This window comes from Parasphingorhabdus sp., assembly GCF_039939955.1.
Taxonomy (GTDB): Bacteria; Pseudomonadota; Alphaproteobacteria; order Sphingomonadales; family Sphingomonadaceae; genus Parasphingorhabdus.
The window spans coordinates 969,223-988,633 of record NZ_JBDVHS010000005.1; the positions used below are offsets into that span (position 1 = coordinate 969,223).

29 protein-coding genes are annotated in these 19,411 nt (G+C 51.8%); 13 read left to right on the plus strand and 16 right to left on the minus strand.

Annotated elements, in window-relative coordinates:
- Positions 1-8 precede the first annotated feature (8 nt).
- Positions 9-545 carry a DnaJ domain-containing protein gene (locus tag ABJG22_RS09895; protein WP_348020059.1) on the plus strand — a complete coding sequence of 179 codons (537 nt, stop codon included), beginning with the start codon at positions 9-11 and terminating at the stop codon, positions 543-545.
- Between the two features lie 2 nt (positions 546-547).
- On the opposite strand, the gene ABJG22_RS09900 is transcribed toward ABJG22_RS09895, so the two are convergent.
- The 10 genes from ABJG22_RS09900 to ABJG22_RS09945 form a co-directional block, all read right to left on the minus strand.
- The gene (locus tag ABJG22_RS09900; RefSeq protein ID WP_348020060.1) at positions 548-952 is read right to left on the minus strand and encodes a SufE family protein; all 405 of its coding nucleotides are present in this window, start codon (positions 950-952) and stop codon (positions 548-550) included.
- Positions 953-1,010: 58 nt separating this feature from the next.
- Positions 1,011-1,241 (minus strand): hypothetical protein, encoded by a 231-nt coding sequence (locus ABJG22_RS09905; protein ID WP_348020061.1) that lies wholly within the window; start codon positions 1,239-1,241, stop codon positions 1,011-1,013.
- Positions 1,242-1,271: 30 nt separating this feature from the next.
- Complete coding sequence (locus ABJG22_RS09910; RefSeq protein WP_348020062.1) at positions 1,272-1,532, minus strand: hypothetical protein; 261 nt, start codon at positions 1,530-1,532, stop codon at positions 1,272-1,274.
- Between the two features lie 33 nt (positions 1,533-1,565).
- Positions 1,566-1,820, minus strand: a complete 255-nt coding sequence (locus ABJG22_RS09915; protein ID WP_348020063.1) for a hypothetical protein — start codon at positions 1,818-1,820, stop codon at positions 1,566-1,568.
- A 13-nt stretch (positions 1,821-1,833) separates the two neighbouring features.
- Positions 1,834-2,163, minus strand: a complete 330-nt coding sequence (locus ABJG22_RS09920) for a hypothetical protein (protein WP_348020064.1) — start codon at positions 2,161-2,163, stop codon at positions 1,834-1,836.
- Complete coding sequence (locus ABJG22_RS09925) at positions 2,163-2,462, minus strand: hypothetical protein (protein ID WP_348020065.1); 300 nt, start codon at positions 2,460-2,462, stop codon at positions 2,163-2,165. The genes ABJG22_RS09920 and ABJG22_RS09925 overlap by 1 nt, the downstream gene beginning before the upstream one ends.
- A gap of 23 nt (positions 2,463-2,485) precedes the next feature.
- Complete coding sequence (gene pspC / locus ABJG22_RS09930) at positions 2,486-2,869, minus strand: envelope stress response membrane protein PspC (RefSeq protein WP_348020066.1); 384 nt, start codon at positions 2,867-2,869, stop codon at positions 2,486-2,488.
- Positions 2,866-3,174: an envelope stress response membrane protein PspB gene (gene pspB, locus ABJG22_RS09935; RefSeq protein WP_348020067.1), complete on the minus strand. Its 309-nt coding sequence runs from the start codon at positions 3,172-3,174 to the stop codon at positions 2,866-2,868. Before pspB ends, pspC begins: the two co-directional genes overlap by 4 nt.
- A complete protein-coding gene (pspA, locus tag ABJG22_RS09940; protein ID WP_348020068.1) occupies positions 3,174-3,845 on the minus strand; it encodes a phage shock protein PspA in 672 nt (223 codons plus the stop codon). The genes pspB and pspA overlap by 1 nt, the downstream gene beginning before the upstream one ends.
- Positions 3,846-3,994: 149 nt before the next feature.
- A complete protein-coding gene (locus tag ABJG22_RS09945) occupies positions 3,995-4,171 on the minus strand; it encodes a hypothetical protein (RefSeq protein ID WP_348020069.1) in 177 nt (58 codons plus the stop codon).
- A 161-nt stretch (positions 4,172-4,332) separates the two neighbouring features.
- On the opposite strand from ABJG22_RS09945, the gene pspF reads away from it, so the two are divergent.
- Positions 4,333-5,379, plus strand: a complete 1,047-nt coding sequence (gene pspF / locus ABJG22_RS09950; protein WP_348020070.1) for a phage shock protein operon transcriptional activator — start codon at positions 4,333-4,335, stop codon at positions 5,377-5,379.
- Positions 5,380-5,424: 45 nt separating this feature from the next.
- On the opposite strand, the gene ABJG22_RS09955 is transcribed toward pspF, so the two are convergent.
- A complete protein-coding gene (locus ABJG22_RS09955) occupies positions 5,425-5,988 on the minus strand; it encodes a urate hydroxylase PuuD (protein WP_348020071.1) in 564 nt (187 codons plus the stop codon).
- A 182-nt stretch (positions 5,989-6,170) separates the two neighbouring features.
- Between ABJG22_RS09955 and ABJG22_RS09960 the strand changes: the two genes are divergently transcribed.
- The gene (locus tag ABJG22_RS09960; protein WP_348020072.1) at positions 6,171-6,776 is read left to right on the plus strand and encodes a superoxide dismutase; all 606 of its coding nucleotides are present in this window, start codon (positions 6,171-6,173) and stop codon (positions 6,774-6,776) included.
- Positions 6,777-6,795: 19 nt separating this feature from the next.
- Here ABJG22_RS09960 and ispZ read toward each other — a convergent pair whose 3' ends face one another.
- The 5 genes from ispZ to ABJG22_RS09985 form a co-directional block, all read right to left on the minus strand.
- Complete coding sequence (gene ispZ / locus ABJG22_RS09965) at positions 6,796-7,434, minus strand: septation protein IspZ (RefSeq protein ID WP_348020073.1); 639 nt, start codon at positions 7,432-7,434, stop codon at positions 6,796-6,798.
- A complete protein-coding gene (ftsY, locus tag ABJG22_RS09970; RefSeq protein ID WP_348020074.1) occupies positions 7,431-8,360 on the minus strand; it encodes a signal recognition particle-docking protein FtsY in 930 nt (309 codons plus the stop codon). Before ftsY ends, ispZ begins: the two co-directional genes overlap by 4 nt.
- Positions 8,357-9,622: a tRNA (N(6)-L-threonylcarbamoyladenosine(37)-C(2))-methylthiotransferase MtaB gene (gene mtaB / locus ABJG22_RS09975; protein ID WP_348020075.1), complete on the minus strand. Its 1,266-nt coding sequence runs from the start codon at positions 9,620-9,622 to the stop codon at positions 8,357-8,359. Before mtaB ends, ftsY begins: the two co-directional genes overlap by 4 nt.
- On the minus strand, positions 9,619-10,425 hold the full coding sequence (dapF, locus tag ABJG22_RS09980) for a diaminopimelate epimerase (protein ID WP_348020076.1): 807 nt from the start codon (positions 10,423-10,425) through the stop codon (positions 9,619-9,621). The genes mtaB and dapF overlap by 4 nt, the downstream gene beginning before the upstream one ends.
- A 70-nt stretch (positions 10,426-10,495) precedes the next feature.
- Positions 10,496-12,094, minus strand: a complete 1,599-nt coding sequence (locus tag ABJG22_RS09985; protein ID WP_348020077.1) for an EAL domain-containing protein — start codon at positions 12,092-12,094, stop codon at positions 10,496-10,498.
- A gap of 333 nt (positions 12,095-12,427) precedes the next feature.
- Between ABJG22_RS09985 and ffh the strand changes: the two genes are divergently transcribed.
- From ffh to ABJG22_RS10035, 10 genes are all read left to right on the plus strand, one after another.
- Positions 12,428-13,891 (plus strand): signal recognition particle protein, encoded by a 1,464-nt coding sequence (gene ffh / locus ABJG22_RS09990; protein ID WP_348020078.1) that lies wholly within the window; start codon positions 12,428-12,430, stop codon positions 13,889-13,891.
- 43 nt (positions 13,892-13,934) lie between these two features.
- Positions 13,935-14,465: a 30S ribosomal protein S16 gene (rpsP, locus tag ABJG22_RS09995; protein ID WP_348020079.1), complete on the plus strand. Its 531-nt coding sequence runs from the start codon at positions 13,935-13,937 to the stop codon at positions 14,463-14,465.
- A 3-nt stretch (positions 14,466-14,468) separates the two neighbouring features.
- Positions 14,469-14,957 carry a ribosome maturation factor RimM gene (rimM, locus tag ABJG22_RS10000; protein ID WP_348020080.1) on the plus strand — a complete coding sequence of 163 codons (489 nt, stop codon included), beginning with the start codon at positions 14,469-14,471 and terminating at the stop codon, positions 14,955-14,957.
- A gap of 35 nt (positions 14,958-14,992) precedes the next feature.
- Positions 14,993-15,244, plus strand: coding sequence for a hypothetical protein (locus tag ABJG22_RS10005; protein WP_348020081.1), 252 nt, complete (start codon positions 14,993-14,995; stop codon positions 15,242-15,244).
- Complete coding sequence (gene trmD / locus ABJG22_RS10010; protein WP_348020082.1) at positions 15,241-15,984, plus strand: tRNA (guanosine(37)-N1)-methyltransferase TrmD; 744 nt, start codon at positions 15,241-15,243, stop codon at positions 15,982-15,984. Before ABJG22_RS10005 ends, trmD begins: the two co-directional genes overlap by 4 nt.
- 3 nt (positions 15,985-15,987) lie before the next feature.
- A complete protein-coding gene (gene rplS, locus ABJG22_RS10015) occupies positions 15,988-16,377 on the plus strand; it encodes a 50S ribosomal protein L19 (RefSeq protein WP_348020083.1) in 390 nt (129 codons plus the stop codon).
- A gap of 84 nt (positions 16,378-16,461) precedes the next feature.
- Positions 16,462-17,487: an aspartate-semialdehyde dehydrogenase gene (locus ABJG22_RS10020; protein ID WP_348020084.1), complete on the plus strand. Its 1,026-nt coding sequence runs from the start codon at positions 16,462-16,464 to the stop codon at positions 17,485-17,487.
- 78 nt (positions 17,488-17,565) lie between these two features.
- Positions 17,566-18,213: a DsbA family protein gene (locus ABJG22_RS10025; protein WP_348020085.1), complete on the plus strand. Its 648-nt coding sequence runs from the start codon at positions 17,566-17,568 to the stop codon at positions 18,211-18,213.
- Positions 18,210-18,659, plus strand: a complete 450-nt coding sequence (locus ABJG22_RS10030) for a GFA family protein (RefSeq protein WP_348020086.1) — start codon at positions 18,210-18,212, stop codon at positions 18,657-18,659. Before ABJG22_RS10025 ends, ABJG22_RS10030 begins: the two co-directional genes overlap by 4 nt.
- Complete coding sequence (locus tag ABJG22_RS10035) at positions 18,656-19,408, plus strand: alpha/beta fold hydrolase (RefSeq protein ID WP_348020087.1); 753 nt, start codon at positions 18,656-18,658, stop codon at positions 19,406-19,408. The genes ABJG22_RS10030 and ABJG22_RS10035 overlap by 4 nt, the downstream gene beginning before the upstream one ends.
- The last annotated feature ends 3 nt before the right edge of the window (positions 19,409-19,411 follow it).

Genomic DNA, 19,411 nt, shown 5'->3' on the forward strand with positions numbered 1-19,411 from the left:
AGCGTGTCATGCCGAAAGCAAAACGATCCGATAACTGGGGTTTTCCTCGATGGGGAAGCTACGAGAGTTCCCGTGAAGCGGAGCAGGTCAAACTTTGCGACCGTCATGGCTGCAACGAAGTAGGCAATTGCCCGGCACCCAAATCTCCAAATAGCCCGGAGCGCTGGCATTTTTGTCAGACCCATGCCGCTGAATATAATCGGGGTTGGGACTATTTTGAAGGTCTAGGCAAGGAAGAGCGCAAAAAGCGAGAAGCGGATGAGCAGCGCGATGCCAATGCCTATCAGGAGGCCGCGCATTATAGCTGGATGGGGTCGGGTGATGGCAGTCGTTCGCGCGATGAAATGACCGCTCTGGAAATTTTTGACCTAACTCCCGATGTCGATTTTGATGCGGTAAAAAAGGCATGGCGATCGATGGCCAAGGAATATCATCCGGATGTTAATCCTGGAGATGAAGAAGCTGCTAAGAAATTTCAGGCTGCACAGGCCGCTTTCGATGTTCTACGAATTGCCGAAGAACGCCGCGTCTGGAAACCGGTTTAAACCTATTGAAGCCGTGATGCGGTCTGTTGAATAAGCGCGATCATATTGGGAATGCCCTGGGTCCGGTTTGAGCTCAGTTGATTTTTCAGATCAAATGGCTCTAGAACATTAGCAATATCGATGTCGATGATTTGCTCTGCGCTTTGATCTTGTACCGTTTCCAGAACCAAAGCGATAATACCTTTGGTTATCGCAGCATTGCTGTCCGCCAGAAAATGTAGTCGGCCGTCATCCAGTTGTGTGGGATAGACCCAAACCGAAGCAGAGCATCCGCGAACCAGTGTTGCGTCGGTTTTGAGGGCATCCGGCATGCTATCAAGCTGCTTACCAAGGTCAATCAGCAACCGATAGCGATCATCGGGTTCCAAAAATTCATATTCTTCGATCAGGTCGTCAATTTTGCTCATGCGATGCCCGCTAGCAGGGCAGGGGAATGTCGTCATCCCCTTTTGAGCGGTAGTGCCACTAAAGCTCCACGCCCGCCGCAATTGCTTCGAGGTTGCGGATGCGTTCTTTGAGGTCGGCAACCTCGATACGAGATGTTGCTGTCGGGGGATTGTCACCACGTTGCTGTTCGAGCTCGCGAGACTTAAGCGCGATCCAGTCGCGCCATCCGCGTAGAGCAACGAGAGACAAAACAGTGAGGCCGATTAACGAAAAGGCCGCGGTGATCATATAAAGAGCAGGTTCTTGCATTGTGCTTGTCCTTCAACTTTCCAGACCGGGTTAACGGTCGCGCAATTTTTCGATTTCATTTTCCAATTCACGGGCACCGCGATCATCGGTGGCGATTTTCTCGAGAACGGCGACGCGCTCTTTGAGATATTTGACTTCTTCCTTCAGCCGGCCAGAGTCAGGATCTTGAACGACCACTGCATTGCCGTCTTCATCCTCGGAAATCCCATTTTGCGCGCGATAGCGGGTACTAAGGACTTTTCCGACGGTTACGACCACGATGATGGCTACGACCATTTCAAATGGATTCATTTATAAACTCCCTTCAAACTTCTTCGCGTCAAATCAGCTGTCGCGTAGTTGTTCAATTTCACTTTCAAGCTGCTTTGTGCTGTGGCTGTCGGTTGTGATTTGCTCCAGCACCGCGACGCGGTCCTTAAGATATTTGATTTCTTCCCGCATGCGTTCCGCGTCGGCGTCATGCGTAGTTGGCAGCTCTCCCCGCATCTTGAGCATTTTACGCTGATGACCAGTCCAGATCGCTAGGCCTGCCACTGCAAATGCTCCAAATGGTATGAGTAGAGGGATGATGCTTTCCATCAATTAAAATCCTTTAGTTCGCGCGCTTGTCGCGCAGTTGATCTATTTCCTGTGTCAGGCGGTGGCTGTCGTCGGTGACGATCCGTTCGACATTGGCCAAACGGTCTTTCATGGATCCAACTTCGGCGCGCAGCTCGGCGTTTTCATTGGTCAGCAATTTGACCCGCTCGGCCGCTTCTTGATCTGTCTTGGGATAGACTGATTTTCCCCATTGGTTTTCCAACGGATATCCATTTTTGATTCGCATCCAGGTTGTGGCAACCCAACCGACCGTGATGGCAATACATCCAACAGCTAGCATTGGGGCAAGCTGAATAAAAATTGCGGCTTTATCCGGGTCCATTAGTTCTTCTCCCTTAGGGTTTCAATTTCATCTGCGGTACGTGTGGCTGGGTCGGTGGCGATCCGTTCGAGCACTTGTAGGCGATCTTGCAGGCGATCGATTTTACCGACCAGCTCTTCATTCTCGCTGGACAGAAGCTCGATTTTCCGCTGCTCATCCGGACCCGCTTTGTTGGTTTTTCCACCCCATTCATCTTCTAGTTCATAACCATGTTTGGCTCTAATCCAGTTGTTTAGGATCCACCCTCCGTAACTGAGGGCAATGATGGCGATGACAAATTCGGGACTTCCCCAACTCATATTCAATCTCCCTGTTCAGGCGCTCAGCGCAGGTTTTCTATCTCGTTCGACAGCGTCGTGTTTTTGCTGGTGTAGTAAAGTTCCATATCAGCCAGCTTGCGATCTATTTCCCGGAAACGTGATTTGATATCGCGAGTAGTGCGGCGAGGGGACTGACGGACCCCTTGCCAGAATTTGGTGTCTTCTGGATCGCTAAGATATAGGCCGATTGGCTTTGGATCCGATATTTTGGCGGCTACCCAATAAGCGATCAGCGTCCACGGGAAGGCGAAGGTTAACGTGGCAACGATGGCTGCCAAACGAACCCAGGCTACGTTGATCCCCGTATAGTCGGCGATTCCGGCACAGACACCACTCCATTTTGCGCGCTGTTTATCGAGATAAAATTTGGTGCGTGAGGAGCTCATGATGGGTGCCTTTCTTTTTTCAGAAGTTCGTCAAAATTTTCGAGCGATGGGGCGGTGTCGGTGCTCGGAGCAGGAAGTCCGGATTGACGCCAATCAGGATTGTCCGCCGCCATTATCCGTTCAATCGTATCCATCCGATCATCCAGACGACGCGCCATGTGGTGCAATTCTTCCAAGAGGTTCTCGTCCTCGTTGGTAATGGTCGCTGCGGTTTTCCATTTGGTGACATAATGAAAGATCAGCCATGGGAGTCCGATGAATAATGTTCCCATTACGATGGGAACAATGATGAATTCTTCCTGCATTATGCGTCACCTTTTTTCATAGCAGCCTTCATGGCTTCCAATTCTTCATCAACTTTGTCGCTGGATTCCAGTGCAGCAATTTGATTTTCTAAGCTCTGCGGCTCTCCGCCCATATTCAGCGAGTCAGCCCGGCCTTCTGCAAAGTCGACTTGACGTTCAAGATATTCAAAGCGTGAGAAAGCATCTTGAACCTTGTCACCATTGTACATTTCACGAAGCTTCACTCTGTTTTCAGCGCTTTCCAGTCGATTGACCAAGCTGCTCTGGCGCGAGCGCGCTTCTTGGAGTTTCTTTTGCAGTTTTGCGATATCACCTTCGGATGCGCGGAGCGTATCGTCGAGAACCTGAATTTCCGCTTTCAATTGCGCGGACATGTCGTCGGCTTTGCGCTTTTCGACCAGTGCAGCTTTTGCAAGGTCTTCGCGGTCCTTCGATAAGGCTAGCTGGGCTTTTTCATTCCAGTCATCTTTGAGATGTTCCAGCTTATCAATATGCCGACGCATTTCTTTTTGATCGGCGATGGTGCGAGCTGCGGAAGCGCGAACTTCGACCAGGGTTTCTTCCATTTCCAATATGATCATGCGGATCATTTTTGACGGGTCTTCCGCCTTATCCAGCATGTCCGTTACATTGGCGGCGATAATGTCGCGTGTTCTTGAAAAAATACCCATGTACATACTCCGGTTACGTCTATGGTTGTGTCTGAACTTGTTAGAACCTTCGTTCGATATTTGCTCTACATCAACCGTTTCAATTTCGAAAGGTGGCCGGGACCTTACTTCGGCAAGGGGGAAAGAAGTGGTCCCGGCCATTTTGTCTGTCATGCTCGGTAACCTATGGTAACAAAGCTGACAGCGGGGGAACTGGTTTCGTTGCTGGTTGCAGTATCTTCAGCCTGAGCAGGCCCGACTGAACTAATCAAAATGGTTACGCCAAAAAGCAAAACCGAGATGATTGCGGAAACATCGGTGCGGCTCAGTTTGTTCGTTGCGGTCATGTTTTCCTCCAGATGCTGGTGTGTTTCGTATATGAAACCAACATTGCAGAAGCCGTGCCAACTCTTATAATCTATTGATATAATTAGATTATATTGTTTTTGCCGGAAAAATCACATAGTATTAATTGCTATTTAGTGGGATTTTGCACTATATGTTGGCTATGGAACGCGAAGGTCAATTTGTCGGAGAATCGGGTGCCTTTCTCGATGCTGTAGAAAAAGCCAGTCGAGCGGCGCCATTGGATCGCCCTGTGCTTGTAGTCGGAGAGCGGGGGACGGGCAAGGAACTCATTGCCGAGAGGCTGCACCGACTGAGCATGAGATGGGATGGTCCGTTTGTAACGCTCAATTGTGCAGCGATGCCAGAGACCTTGATTGAGGCGGAATTGTTCGGCCATGAAGCGGGAGCTTTCACCGGCGCTACAAAAGCGCGGGTAGGGCGGTTTGAGGAAGCGGATGGCGGAACGCTGTTTCTAGATGAACTGGGAACATTGTCGACGGGCGCGCAAGAGCGATTGCTCCGTGCAGTGGAATATGGCGAGATCACCAGAATCGGATCATCGCGGCCTCAACGGGTCGACGTGCGTATCGTCGCGGCAACCAATGCTGATCTGCCGAAAATGGCGGACGAGAATAAATTTAGAGCCGATTTGCTTGATCGTCTGTCTTTTGAAGTTGTCACGTTGCCGCCGCTGCGTTTTCGCGAGGGCGATATACCGGTGTTAACAGACTATTTTGGTCGTCGAATGGCCGCAGAGTTAGAGTGGCCTTCATGGCCGGGGTTCGGGCGCTTAGCGAACGAAGCACTGAATCGACACGAATGGCCGGGCAATGTCCGGGAATTGCGGAATGTGATCGAACGTGCTGTTTATCAATGGAATGACCATTCGATGGCCGTGGATCATGTTGTATTCGATCCCTTTGAATCTCCTTGGAAACCTAAAGAGGCGAACGCCACGCTGGAATCTGGTGTTGCGGCGTCACCAACGACAGAAGTTCCGCCAACACCCGTCGAGGCGGCTTCGGTAGAACCCGTGTTTCAAGACGTGGATGATATGAAAGAGGCGGTCGAAGCCTATGAAAAACGGATATTGGAGGCCGCGCTGGCCAAATCGCGCTACAATCAACGGCAAACAGCCAAGGCGTTAAACCTGACCTATGATCAGCTGCGTCACTCGCTAAAAAGACATGATTTATTGAAGACATAAAAAAAGGGGCCAGCCGGCCCCTTTTTCTTGTCTTGTCCGAGGGCCTTAGCCGCCGTTGAAGCTTACCATCGTGTAGAACATCGGCAACGACAACAAGGTGTTTGTGCGCGATGCGATCATCGCCATTTTCCCTGCAGCTGCTTTTGCATCCGCTTCAGCGGGAACAATGCCGAGAACCTTCTTTTGGTTTGGCCAAATGATGAACCAGACATTGGCAGCCATGATGATGGCGATCCACATGCCGATACCGATCATCCGATATGGTCCCTGCAGAACCATCGCCTGATGGACGTAGCCTGATAGATAGGCAACGAGCAGTCCGGTGATTACGGTGAACAGCGCTGCCCAGCGAAAGTAGAACAAAGCCGCAGGAGCAATATGCTTCGAAACAGCCGGTTTTGCTTCATCCGGGATGTTGGGCATCTGTGGGACTTGCACAAAGTTGAAATAGTAGAGCAGGCCGATCCACAACACGCCAAAGAACAAATGTGCCCAGCGCATGACAGAGTTTGCCGTTACTTCGCCGGGATGCAGGCCCAGCGCCACCGCGACGGTCAGTAAAAGGCTGACGATCATCACTGCGTTTAGATTTCCAAAAAATTTCGCCATTATTCATCCCCCAAAGAGCTAATTTTAAATTGCAAAGGAACTTTATGCCGCGACCTGCCGGTTGTCACGAAAAAATGGACTTTTTTTGAATAGGCTAGGCGAATAGCCCAACAATTATCCTTGCATATTTTTCGCTAATCATGCGTTGACACGGCGCATCCAAAATCTGGAGAAAACAAGATATGGCCTTTGAACTTCCCCCTCTCCCTTACGAAAAAACAGCATTTGGTGATTTGATCTCCGAGGACACATTCAACTATCACCATGGCAAGCACCATAATGCCTATGTCAGCAAGACCAACGCCGCGATTGATGGCACGGATCACGAAGGCAAAAAGCTATCGGAAATCATTAAAGCTGCGGATGGCGGTCTGTTTAACAATGCTGCTCAGGTTTGGAACCACAGCTTTTACTGGCTGTGTTTGTCGCCGGAGAAAAAGGAAATCACCGGAGCGTTGAAGAGCCGTCTTGAAGACAGCTTTGGTTCGATTGAGAATTTCAAAAGCCAATTCAAAAACGAAGCGACCGGGCATTTCGCCAGTGGTTGGGCTTGGCTAGTGCTTGATGGCGAAGAGCTGAAAATTACGTCCTATCACGATGCCGACACGCCAGTAGCTCATGATGTCAAGCCGTTACTTACGCTCGATGTCTGGGAACATGCCTATTATCTGGATTACCAGAATGCCCGTCCGGATTATGTTTCTGCGCTGCTCGACAATGCGATTGACTGGGACTTTGTTGCGTTGAACCTTGACGGAGAAGGCGTTAGCCGCGCTGACCAAGGCTAAAGACGGATAGGAACATCAGTTAAGCCGCGTCCTGATCTTCAAGGTGTGGCTTTTCTTCGACCGAAAAACCATGTTTTATCAGCATGGGGATATTGGCAATCGCGAAAATGAACGATGCGGCGGTCACGCCCCAGACCTTGATGGTCAGCCACCAGTCAAAGCTCAGCGTGGCAACCATGAGTTCGTTGATCACCGCCATTGCGGTGAAAAACAGAGCCCAGTTACGCGATAATTTCAACCAGCCTTCGTCGGTCAGCCCTTCAAACGCTGCTTGAAGCAGGCTTTTGAGCATAGCTTTTCCGCGCAATAGGCCAACGAACAATATGGTCGCAAATCCGGTATAGATGATGGTTGGCTTGTGTTGAATGAAGCGCGGATCGTTAAAATAGATGGTGAGGGCGCCGAAACCGAGGATCAGGATCGCCGACATCCACATCATCGGAGAGATTTTGCCCAGTTTCCATTTGGAAACGATCATAGCGATGACAATTGCGATCATGAAGGCGATCGTGCCGTATATCGCAGAGGTAATCGGATTACCTTCGGGCGCTCCGAACTTATAGACTAGAAAAAACACCAGCAATGGACCGAAATCAAGCGCGAAGCTTAGGCCTCGCTGCTCTGGCTGCGTTTCTTGAACTGCGGTTTCTTTTGTCATTTTTCTATCCCAGCGATGGCTGCCGCCAAATCTTCCGCCTTGAATGGTTTCAAGTCTTCTATGGTTTCACCGATCCCGATGGCATGGATCGGTAAGCCGAATTGTTTTGCGGCCGCTACCAAGACCCCGCCACGTGCGGTGCCATCGAGCTTGGTCATGATAATCCCGGTCACTTTGGCGACGTCTTGGAAGACTTCTATCTGCGAAAGTGCATTTTGCCCGGTCGTTGCGTCCAGGACAAGAACGACGTTATGCGGTGCCTCAGGATTGAGACGTCCTAATACCCGTCTGATCTTATCCAGTTCATCCATCAACTCGGTTCGGTTCTGCAGGCGTCCGGCCGTGTCTACGATCAGAACATCGGTCCCCGTTGCCGTCCCTTGTTTTACGCCTTCATAGACGATGCTGGCACTATCTCCGCCTTGCGGGCCGCTGATGATAGGAATGCCCAGTCTTTCGGCCCAAATCTTTAGCTGGCCAATGGCTGCAGCCCGGAACGTATCGCCTGCCGCCAGCATGACCTCATAATCCTGTTCCTGGAACAGGTGGGCTAGTTTAGCAATCGTGGTGGTTTTGCCCGAGCCATTGACACCGATGACCAATATCACTTGGGGGCGTGGAAATGCATCTATTTCGAGCGGAATGGCTACCGGTTCCAATATGGCTGCAATTTCGCGCTGGATGATTTCTTTGACCGCATGCTCGCTCAGCCCTTTTTCAAACCGCTCGACCGCAAGCTTCGCGCGGATAGATGCAGCGGTCGCCGGACCAAGGTCCGACATGATCAGCGCGTCTTCTATATCGTCGAGCGTCGCATCATCCAGCTTGGCCTTGGTGACCAAACCTGTCAGGTTCTCGGTAAGCCGTGATGATGTTTTGCTGAAGCCGCCAAACAGACGGTCTTTCCAACTATTTTTTTCGGTCACGCCGTTACCCTGCCAATCAACTGTTTGTCTTGTTCATCAATAATTTCAACGGGGACAATTTCGCCCTTTTTGGCGGTACCATCCAGCCGTACGCGTACGAAATTCTCGGCATAGCCAGTGTTCCCGGAGACTTCGGCGAGTACCTGCTGACTTGAACCCACTAAGGATTGTCGCCATTTTCCAGCGCGTTGTGTGGCGGCTTTGCGCAGTAATCTTGCTCTTTCCTTGATCAACTTGCCATCAACCTGCGGCATTTTCGCTGCCGGCGTGCCCTGCTTGGGGGAATAAGGAAAAATATGACCATGAACAATGTCGCATTGTTCAATCATGGACAGGCTATTGGCGAACATCGCGTCATCTTCGGTTGGAAATCCGGCAATGATATCTGCACCTATTGCGATTTCAGGCCGTTTTGCTTTCAACCGCTCAACAAGGGTGATCGCCTGTTCCCGGCTGTGTCGGCGCTTCATGCGTTTCAATATCATATTGTCACCAGACTGGAGCGACAAATGCACGTGGGGCATGAGCCTTGCTTCTCCGGTCAGCAGATCAAACAGCCGATCATCAATTTCGATACCATCCAAAGATGAAAGCCTAAGTCTCGGCAAGGTAGACACATGTTTCAAAATACGCTCAACCAACATGCCCAGCGTTGGCGCGCCAGGAAGATCCGGACCATAGCTGGTGACATCAACACCGGTCAGGACAACCTCCTGAAAGCCCTTGTCCACCAGATCCTGTACTTGTTCGACCACGATGCCGGCGGGCACAGACCTGCTATTGCCGCGGCCATAGGGAATGATACAGAAGGTACAGCGATGGTCGCAGCCGTTCTGAATTTCAACAAAAGCACGTGACCGATCCGCAAAGGCGCTCACCATATGAGGGGCGGTCTCGGTGATCTGCATGATATCGGAAACCCGGATATCCGGGCGATTGCTTTGCAAGCCTAGTTTGAAATTGGCCGCGTCATATTTGTCGAAATTGCCAACCACGGCGCTGGTTTCTGGCATTTCGGCAAACATTGCCGGATCAACCTGTGCCGCGCATCCGGTGACAATGATATTCTTGTCCGGATTGTCTTTTTTGGCCCGGCGGATGGCTTGTCGGGTTTGCCGGACCGCTTCGTTGGTTACCGCGCAGCTGTTGATGATGATCAGATTGTCACCTTCGATATTGTTGGCGCTCAGGTTCTGCTGCAAGCTTTCACTCTCGGCGATGTTCAGCCGACATCCCATGCTGATCATTTCTGGGCGGCTCATTCGAACTGCGCCCAGTCTGCTTCACCCGCGTAGACATAGGTCGTCGGGCCTTGCATTTCGATGTTCTCGCCATCTTCCCAGGAAATTACGAGCGATCCACCGGGTAGTTTTACTTGTACGGGGCTATTCACCAAGCCGCGCTTGATCGCGGCGACAGCAGTCGCGCAAGCACCGGTTCCGCATGCCTGAGTCAGTCCGACGCCTCGTTCCCAGACGCGCAAATGGATCACACCATCTTCTATGTTCGCGACATTCACGTTCACCTTCTCGGGGAACAGCGGATCAACTTCTATCATGGGTCCTAGCCGATCAAGCTCTACGACAGCGCTATTGTCGGTAAAGAAGATGATATGGGGGTTGCCGACGTTGACGGCCGCTGGGTTTTTCAAATCCTCCCAGCCAACCGGCATATCAAGTGTATCCATTGCGTAGGCGAGGGGGATGGACTGCCACTCGAAACGGGGCTCACCCATATCAACAATGGCGCCATCGGCGGTTTCATTGCCAATGATGGTACCGCCATCGGTTTCGATCCGGGTTGTATCGCCGATCAGTTTCGCGACACATCGCGATGCGTTGCCGCAGGCTTCAACCTCACTACCGTCGGCATTGAAGATCTGCATCTTGAGATCCGCATTTTCGGAGGGGTGCAAGACGATCAGTTGATCACAGCCTATTCCGCTGCGGCGGTCTGCAATGGCTGCGGCCTGCGTTCTCGACAATTCCAATTCTTTCGCGCGCGCGTCGATAATGACAAAATCATTGCCCAATCCATGCATTTTGTGAAAGCGTCCGGTGGTCATGAATGGCGATTTAGGGATGCAGTTCCCGTGTGTCCAGCAATTCGGCTCTCGGCAGCGGCTACTGCGCAGTCTAGCCTGCCTTTTGTTCGAGATTATCCGGCGAAGTTAAGCCGGTTTCTTTCGATTGCAGCGGCTCAGTTGCTTTGAGCTTCTCGGCAACCAGCAAATTGCGCTCGGCCAAAAATTCATGTGTCTGCTGACCAGACAGTGGGCGGCCATAATACCAGCCTTGCCCTTTGGAGCAGCCGATATTGCACAATGCTCTCTCGGTGTCCTTGTCTTCGATGCCTTCTGCTGTAATCGGCATGCCAAGGCTTTCTCCGAGACCCGTGATCGCCTTGACGATTGCTCTGCTTTCCGGATTTTGCAGTATGGAAGTCACGAAGCTGCGATCTATTTTGATCCGGTCAAACGGCAGCGCGCGAAGATGAGCGAGTGAACTGAAGCCCGTCCCGAAATCATCCAGCGCGATTTTAATGCCCTGATTTTTCAGGCTGCCTACAATGGATTGTGCCAAATTGAGGTTCTCAAACAACGAGCTCTCGGTGATTTCAATCTCTAAGCGGCTCGGTGGCAAGCCGGTTTCGACCAGTAGTTTGACGATTTTTTGCGCAACCCACGGATCAAACAACTGGATGGGTGGGATATTGATGGAGATCGTTAGGCTAGGATCCCAGTTTTTGGCATCCTCGAATGCCTGTTGCATGATGCTCAAAGCGAGTTCACCGATCATGCCATTTTCTTCGGCAACCGGAATGAAGATTTCAGGAGAGACAAGCCCTTGGGTAGGAGATTTCCAGCGAGCCAGTACTTCAAACCCGGTCAATTTTCCGGTCGTTAGATCTACTTGCTGTTCATAATATGGTACAAACTCGCCGTCGATGACGCCTGAGCGGATACCGGCTTCCAAACTGCTGCGGGTTTGCAGGACCTGTTCCATGTCAGGATCAAACCAGCGATATCGGTTCCGGCCTTGTTTTTTTGCGCTATACATTGCGACGTCGGCGCGACGCATCAATATGTCGACCCCGGCCGTTTCTGTATCATAGCGTGCCATCCCGATAGACGTTGTCACAACAAGACTGGTGCCATTTTCGAGGATCGGCGACGCGATAGCGTCAATCAAATCGTCGGCTATTTTGTCGACCATTTCCGGTCGCTCCGGATCGAAGATGAATGCGCAAGCGAACTCATCACCACCTAGCCGCGCCGAAACGTTGTTGGGTGGTATGATGCGCGTTATTCGATTTGCCACTTCTTTCAATACCACGTCGCCGGCACTGTGCCCGTGGGCATCGTTGATATTTTTGAAATTGTCGAGGTCGAGCATCATGAACGCAATGCTTTTCCCATTTTGCTGGGCAATATTGATCATGTCGGCAGTTTTTTCGCCAACGGTCCTGCGATTTAGGAAGCCGGTTAGGGGGTCGGTTATCGCAAGAGAATGGGCGATCTCTTCAGCAGCGGCTCTTTCTTTGATTTCCTCGACCAAGTCCTTGTAACGCCGCCATCCGAATAAGATCAGCGCTATGTTCAGCAATAATGCCGAAACCAGCATATTGTCGCCAACGCTGGCCTGACCAGATAGAGAATCAATGGCATCCGATAAAACGCCACCGCCGGTGCTGCCGAATAGTAGAATTGCGAGCAGGACAATGATACCCGTCAAGACATCACGTCTCACGGATATTTTATGTCGGTCCTTATTCAACCTTTGGTTCTGATCGACTACTGGTCGAGCCATCATAATTCCCTGCTATTCTCGTAATACTATTAGCCAATAGTTCTCAATTTCTAGTTAACGCTCGTATGTCTTTGCATGAAAATCCGGGCTTGCGATTATCAAGAAACTGCACTAGTAGCCCGCCAACAACGGCAATATTTATGTTGCCTATTCAGTTTAGAGTTCGAAAAACTCACACGCCGGTCAGCGAGGTTTCGCCCACCGGCGCTTTTTGCGTTGGCCTGTAAAATGGTCATTTTGAAGAAGGAAGGCGGGAACATGTTTGATAAGTTAAGCGACCGCCTTGGCGGAGTTTTTGAAAAGCTACGAGGCCGCGGTGCGCTGCGCGAAGACGATGTTCGTGGCGCTATGCGTGAAGTACGGATTGCGCTGCTCGAAGCCGATGTCGCACTGCCGGTCGTCAAAGAATTTGTTGAAAAAGTAACTGAACAGGCGGTCGGCCAGTCGGTGCTAAAATCGGTGACACCAGGGCAACAAGTGGTCAAAATCGTCAATGACGGTATTGCCGAGATGCTGGGGTCGGAAGTTAGCGCGCTTGACCTATCTGTCGCGCCGCCAGCTGTTGTAATGATGGTGGGCCTGCAGGGCTCCGGTAAAACGACGACGACCGCGAAGATCGCGAAACGGCTAAAAGACAAAGACAATAAAAAGGTCATGATGGCCTCGCTTGACGTTAATCGTCCGGCGGCACAGGAGCAGTTGGCCGTATTGGGCGAGCAGATAGATGCTGCTACGTTGCCGATTGTCACTGGTCAGCAGCCGGTAGAGATCGCCAAGCGTGCGCTGCAAGCGGCCAAATTACAGGGCTTTGATGTCCTTCTTCTGGATACTGCGGGCCGACTTCATGTTGACCAGCAGTTGATGGACGAGATGAAGGCGGTTGCCGACATCTCTACACCACAAGAAACGCTATTGGTTGTTGATGCACTGACAGGTCAAGATGCCGTCAATGTTGCGCAGAACTTCTCTGATCAGGTTGATCTGAGTGGTGTTATCCTCACCCGTATGGACGGCGATGCACGCGGCGGCGCAGCTCTGTCGATGCGTGCGGTGACTGGTAAGCCGATCAAATTTGTCGGTGTCGGTGAAAAAATCGACGCATTGGAAGAATTCCACCCGGAACGCGTTGCGGGCCGGATTCTTGGCATGGGCGACGTGGTCAGTCTGGTCGAGAAGGCGGCGCAAGTCGTCGACAAGGAAGAATCCGAAGCGCTTGCCGAGAAGATGCTCAAGGGGCAATTCGATCTTAACGATCTGCGCTCGCAGCTGAACCAGATGACGAAAATGGGTGGTCTGGGCGCTATGGCATCGATGATGCCCGGCATGAAAAAGGCAAAAGCGGCAATGGCTGGCGGCGCGATGGACGAAAAGGTTCTCGTGCGGATGGACGCGATTATCGGTTCGATGACCAAGGAAGAGCGGACCCGTCCGGGTTTGCTTAATGCCAAGCGTAAACGGCGGGTGGCCATTGGTTCCGGTACCACGGTGCAGGACGTCAACAAGCTGCTTAAAATGCATCAGGAAATGGCCAAGGCGATGAAGCGCATCAAAAAGATGGGTGGAATCAAGGGATTGATGTCGATGTTTGGCGGCGGTGGCGGAGCCGCTGGCGCCGGTATGGGCGGCCAGGATGGCGGTATGGCAGGCATGCCGGGGCTTCCCGATATGTCGCCCGGCGGTCTTCCACCAGATTTAGCGAATTTATTGAATAAGAAGAAATGATCGTAACAATTGAATTTTTGAATTTTTAGAAAGGTTTATTACAATGGCAGTAGCAATGAGAATGTCCCGGGGCGGTTCCAAGAAACGTCCTTATTATAGAATCGTAATTGCGGACGTCCGCGCACCACGTGACGGTAAGTTCATCGAACGGATCGGCAGTTATAACCCGCTGCTCGCGAAAGACGACGAGAAGCGCGTTGTTCTGGACACAGAGCGTGCGAAACATTGGTTGGAAATGGGCGCAAAACCTTCTGACCGTGTTGCTCGTTTCCTTGACGCTGCTGGGTTGATGAAGCGTGAAGCGCGCAACAATCCAAACAAAGCCAAGCCAGGTGAAAAAGCTACCGAGCGTCTAGAAGAGAAAGCTGAAAAAGCAGCTGCTGCTGAAGAAGCCGCTAAAGAAGCTGCTGCGGCTCCAGCTGAAGAAGCTCCGGCTGAAACACCAGCGGAAGAAACACCGGCTGCCGAAGAAGCTGCACCTGAAGCTGCACCTGAAGCTGTCGCTGAAGAAGCACCAGCGGCTGAAGCGGCTCCTGCAGAGGAAGCAAAAGCTGAAGAAAAGTCCGAGGGTTAATCCTTGGATACGGTTGATCCGGACAAACCCGTCCCCCTTGCCGTCATCATTGGCGCGCATGGGGTGACCGGGGAAGTCCGGCTCAAGCTATTTTGCGAAGGGCTGAATAGCCTTAAGCAACATAAGTTGTTCAACGGTGGCGCTCTGACGCTTAAATCCGTTAAACCCCATAAAATGGGGGCAATTGCCCGGATATCCGAAATCACGGACCGCAATGGTGCCGAAGCTGCACGCGGTACGGAGCTTTCCGTTCCGCGTTCCGCTTTGCCTGAACTTGGCGATGACGAATTCTACCATATCGATATTATCGGCTTACGCTGCGTCTCTGACGCTGGCGACGAATTAGGCAAAATATTTGCCATTTACGAATTTGGCGCAGGCGATGTGATAGAGATTGAACGCGCCAACGGAAAAAAATTCATGGTTCCAGTGGGCGCAATCGATATGGGTAATGATCCAGTAATTGTGGAAGCGGAGTTTGTGGAAGAATGATAGCTCCTATATTTTTCATAATATTGATCGTGTTGTTGGTCGCGCTGCCAGCATTTGCGGGTTGGTCTCTGAGTCAAAAATATGATCAGCCTATCCGTATGATTTGCACGATATTATTGGGGCAGATGATCCTGACGCCAGGAATGTTGCTAATTACTCTCTCGGACAATCAGGCGATGACCGAGAATCCAACAAAGACAGTGATGGTTTATGCTGCCATGGCGCTGATGATCTCTATTATGACCTTTGTTATCTTAGAGATCAGGAAAACGCGGCTAGGCAAATGACCTTCACCGCCCAGATTCTGACGCTTTACCCTGAAATGTTTCCAGGGCCGCTCGGCACATCCTTGGCGGGCAGGGCGATGGAGGAAGGGAAGTGGGCCTGCGATACGATCAACCCACGCGAATTTGCGACGGATAAGCACCGTAGCGTCGACGATACGCCAGCAGGCGGCGGTGCCGGGATGGTTTTGCGGGCTGATATCATGGCTGCGGCCGTGGATCATGCGCTTGAGAAACAGGAAAACGCCCCGATTCTCGCGATGACCCCACGCGGCAAACCGCTCACACAGGCGCGTGTGCGTGAAATTGCCTCCGGTCCCGGCGTCACCATAATCTGCGGCCGTTTCGAAGGATTTGACGAACGTTTGTTTGATGCCCGCGACATCGAACAAGTCTCCATCGGCGATTATGTTCTATCCGGCGGAGAAATGGGCGCTTTGGTGCTTTTAGACGCTTGCATTCGCCTGCTTCCCGGGGTAATGGGCGCGTCTTCTAGCGGAGATGACGAGAGTTTCGAACACGGAACACTCGAATATCCGCAGTATACCCGGCCTCAGAAATGGGAAGGGCGTATTATCCCTGAAGTCTTGCGATCGGGGGATCATGCGAAAATTGATGCTTGGCGGAAACAAAGGGCAGAGGAAGATACACGGCTAAGGCGGCCGGATTTATGGGAGCGTCACAGGGACGGTCCGGATCAGTCGCCCTCTGGTGCGCAGGAAAAAGATAAAGATAAGGAATAGGTCATGAACCTGATTCAAACACTAGAAAAAGAAGCTGTCGAAGCATTTGTCGCTTCTAAAGATATTCCCGAATTTCGCGCTGGCGATACGCTGCGCATCGGTGTTCGCGTTGTTGAAGGCGAACGCGTTCGTACCCAGAATTTTGAAGGTGTGTGCATTGCTCGGACCAATCGCGGCATGGGCTCCAATTTCACCGTACGCAAAATGTCGTTCGGTGAAGGCGTTGAGCGTGTGTTCCCGCTTTACTCCCCGAACATTGAAAGCATTACCGTGGTTCGCCGCGGTATCGTGCGTCGTGCGAAGCTATACTATCTTCGTGGACGGACTGGTAAACGGGCCCGTATTGCGGAGCGCCGTTTGAACCAGCCTGCGAAAGGCACTGAAGCAAAATAATCAACGCTTCATACAAGTTTCAAACAGCCGGTTCTCCCCATACGGATAACCGGCTGTTTTAATATCAGGAACAGGAAAAGTTTCATGGGTTACAAAATTGCAGTTGTTGGTGCCACGGGCAATGTCGGGCGTGAAATGCTCAACGTTTTGGTCGAGCGTGAATTTCCCTATGACGAGATCGCCGCTGTTGCGTCATCGCGTTCTCAGGGTAGCGAAATTGAAATTGGTGAAACGGGCAAGATGCTCAAGGTTCAAAATATCGAACATTTCGATTTTGCGGGCTGGGATATGGCTCTTTTTGCTGCTGGCTCCGGCCCGACAAGCGAATATGCGCCGAAAGCCGCGGCTGCGGGGTGTGTTGTGATCGACAATAGCTCGCTCTACCGGATGGACCCGGACGTGCCGTTGATCGTTCCAGAAGTGAATCCGGAAGCCATTAGTGATTATACAAAGCGCAACATCATCGCGAACCCGAACTGCTCGACTGCACAGATGGTTGTCGCACTGAAGCCATTGCATGACGCTGCGACGATTAAACGCGTTGTCGTCTCAACCTATCAGTCGGTTTCTGGTGCTGGCAAAGGCGGCATGGACGAACTGTTTGAACAGTCTCGCGCGATTTTTGTCGGTGATCCCAAAGACAATAATGTGTTCACCAAGCAGATCGCGTTTAACGTAATCCCGCATATCGATGTTTTTCTCGACGACGGTTCGACCAAGGAAGAGTGGAAAATGGTCGTTGAGACCAAGAAGATTCTTGATTCCAAGATCAAGCTCGCCGCCACTTGCGTCCGTGTCCCGGTATTTGTTGGCCACAGTGAGTCGATCAATATCGAGTTTGAAAACGAACTGTCTGCGAAGGATGCGCAGAAAATTCTGCGCGACGCGCCTGGCATCATGCTGGTCGATAAGCGGGAAGATGAAGGCTATGTCACACCGGTTGAATGTGTCGGTGATGGAGCGACTTTCATCAGCCGTGTGCGCGAAGATCCGACGGTTGAAAATGGCCTGAACATCTGGTGCGTTAGCGATAATCTGCGCAAAGGCGCGGCGTTGAACGCGGTGCAGATTGCAGAGCTGCTTGGTCGGAAGCATCTGAAAAAGGGCTAATTTGCTTCGCCGTTTGTCTGTACATAGGTCTGATATTGCAACTTGCCTTTGCAGCCATTCTCGGTGCAGTAACCGTGCATGACATTGAAAGCAGACGTATATTGGTCTTTCCGCTCGCCTTATAGCTATTTGGCGACCCGGCGTTATGTAGCGCTCACTCAGGAATATGATCTTCAGATCAACCAGCGGTTTGTTTATCCGCTGGCAATTCGGGAGCCCGATTTCTTTGAGAAAAATCATCCCAATTGGCTGAGCTATACGTTCAAAGATATTTTTCGCGTGGCCCAGCACATGGGGATCCCGATGGCGCCGCCCAATCCTGATCCGATCGTGCAGGATATGGCGACCCGTAAAATTGCTGACGAGCAGCCCTATATTTTCGAACTGACCCGTATGGGGCAGGCCGCGTCGCGGCGCGGTAAGGGGCTGGAGTTTGCCAATGAAGTTTCGCAGTTGATCTGGGGCGGAACCGCAGGCTGGAATGAAGGCGATCATCTGCAAAAGGCGGCAGAACGAGCGGGACTTGATCTCGCAGAACTGAGAGCCGAAGCGGAAGCACAGGCTGATGACTTGGACGCAGAAATAGCGGGCAATCAAATAGCACTGGAAGCTGCGGGGCACTGGGGCGTGCCGACGCTGGTTTTTGACGGCGAACCGTTTTTTGGTCAGGACCGGATAGATGTCGCGGTTTGGCGTATGGAGCAGCAGGGGCTTAGCCGCCGATGAGCAAGCCAGTAACGGGTGGTTGCCAGTGTGGCGCTATCAGATATGCGTTTCAAGGGCCGGTACCACCCGCTTATGCCTGTCATTGCGGCGAGTGTAAGAAACAAAGCGCCAGTGCTTTTTCGATGTCGATTCCGATGCACTATCAAACTCTTGCAGTGACGGGGAATTCGACCTCATTCCAGACTGAATCCTTCAGTGGGAAGATCAAGCATAATTTCTTCTGTGGCAATTGCGGAACGCGTCTTTGGCATAGCGGCAACAATCCGCCTGACGCGATCACCTTAAAGGTAGGTACTCTTGATGAATCTTCAGGCATAACGCCTCGTGGCCACTTGTGGGTGTCGAAGAAGCAGCAAGGGATTGAACTTGACCCTGCAAGTGATCAACAGATGACGCAGCCAGAGGATTTGATCGAGTGGCGAGCGCAACTGGGAACAAGCAAATGACGACAGTGAACTGGGACTTTTCCTCCTTTGATGGCGTGAAACTCAAAATTCATGAAATGGGAGAGGGGCGTCCCGTACTTCTGCTGCATGGCCTGTTTTCCAACGCCGATACCAACTGGATTAAATTCGGTCATGCAGGGAAGCTGGCGGAAGCCGGTTACCGGGTGATCATGCCCGACCTGCGTGCCCATGGCGAGAGTGAAGCTCCGCATGACCCGGATGCCTATCCCGATGATGTGCTGGTGAAAGACATTTTGGCCTTGATCGAACATCTGCAACTGTCGAACTATGATCTCGGCGGTTTCTCGCTTGGTGCCCGGACGACGGCTCGGCTGCTTGTCAGCGGGGCTCATCCGGCCAAGGCGATTCTCGCGGGCATGGGACTTCAGGGGCTGGCCGGATGGAAGCGGCGTCAGGAGTTTTTCCAGGAAGCGATCCGGCTTAAGGACAGCGCCAAGCGTGGCGACCCGCATTGGCTCGCTATCCAGTTTATGAAGAGCCAGAAGGTCGACCCCGTGGCGGCAAGTTTGTTGCTTGCGACATTTTCCGATATGGATCCCGCCGATGCCGCAAGCATAGAGACCGAAACATTGGTGCTGTGCGGAAGCGAGGATCGCGACAATGGCGATCCGGAAGAACTGGCGGCGATTTTGCTCAATGGCCACCATGTTGCCATTCCAGGCACCCATATGAGCAGCGTGACCAAGGTAGAAATGACTCAGGAAATGCTACGCTTTCTGGTCGGATAGGAG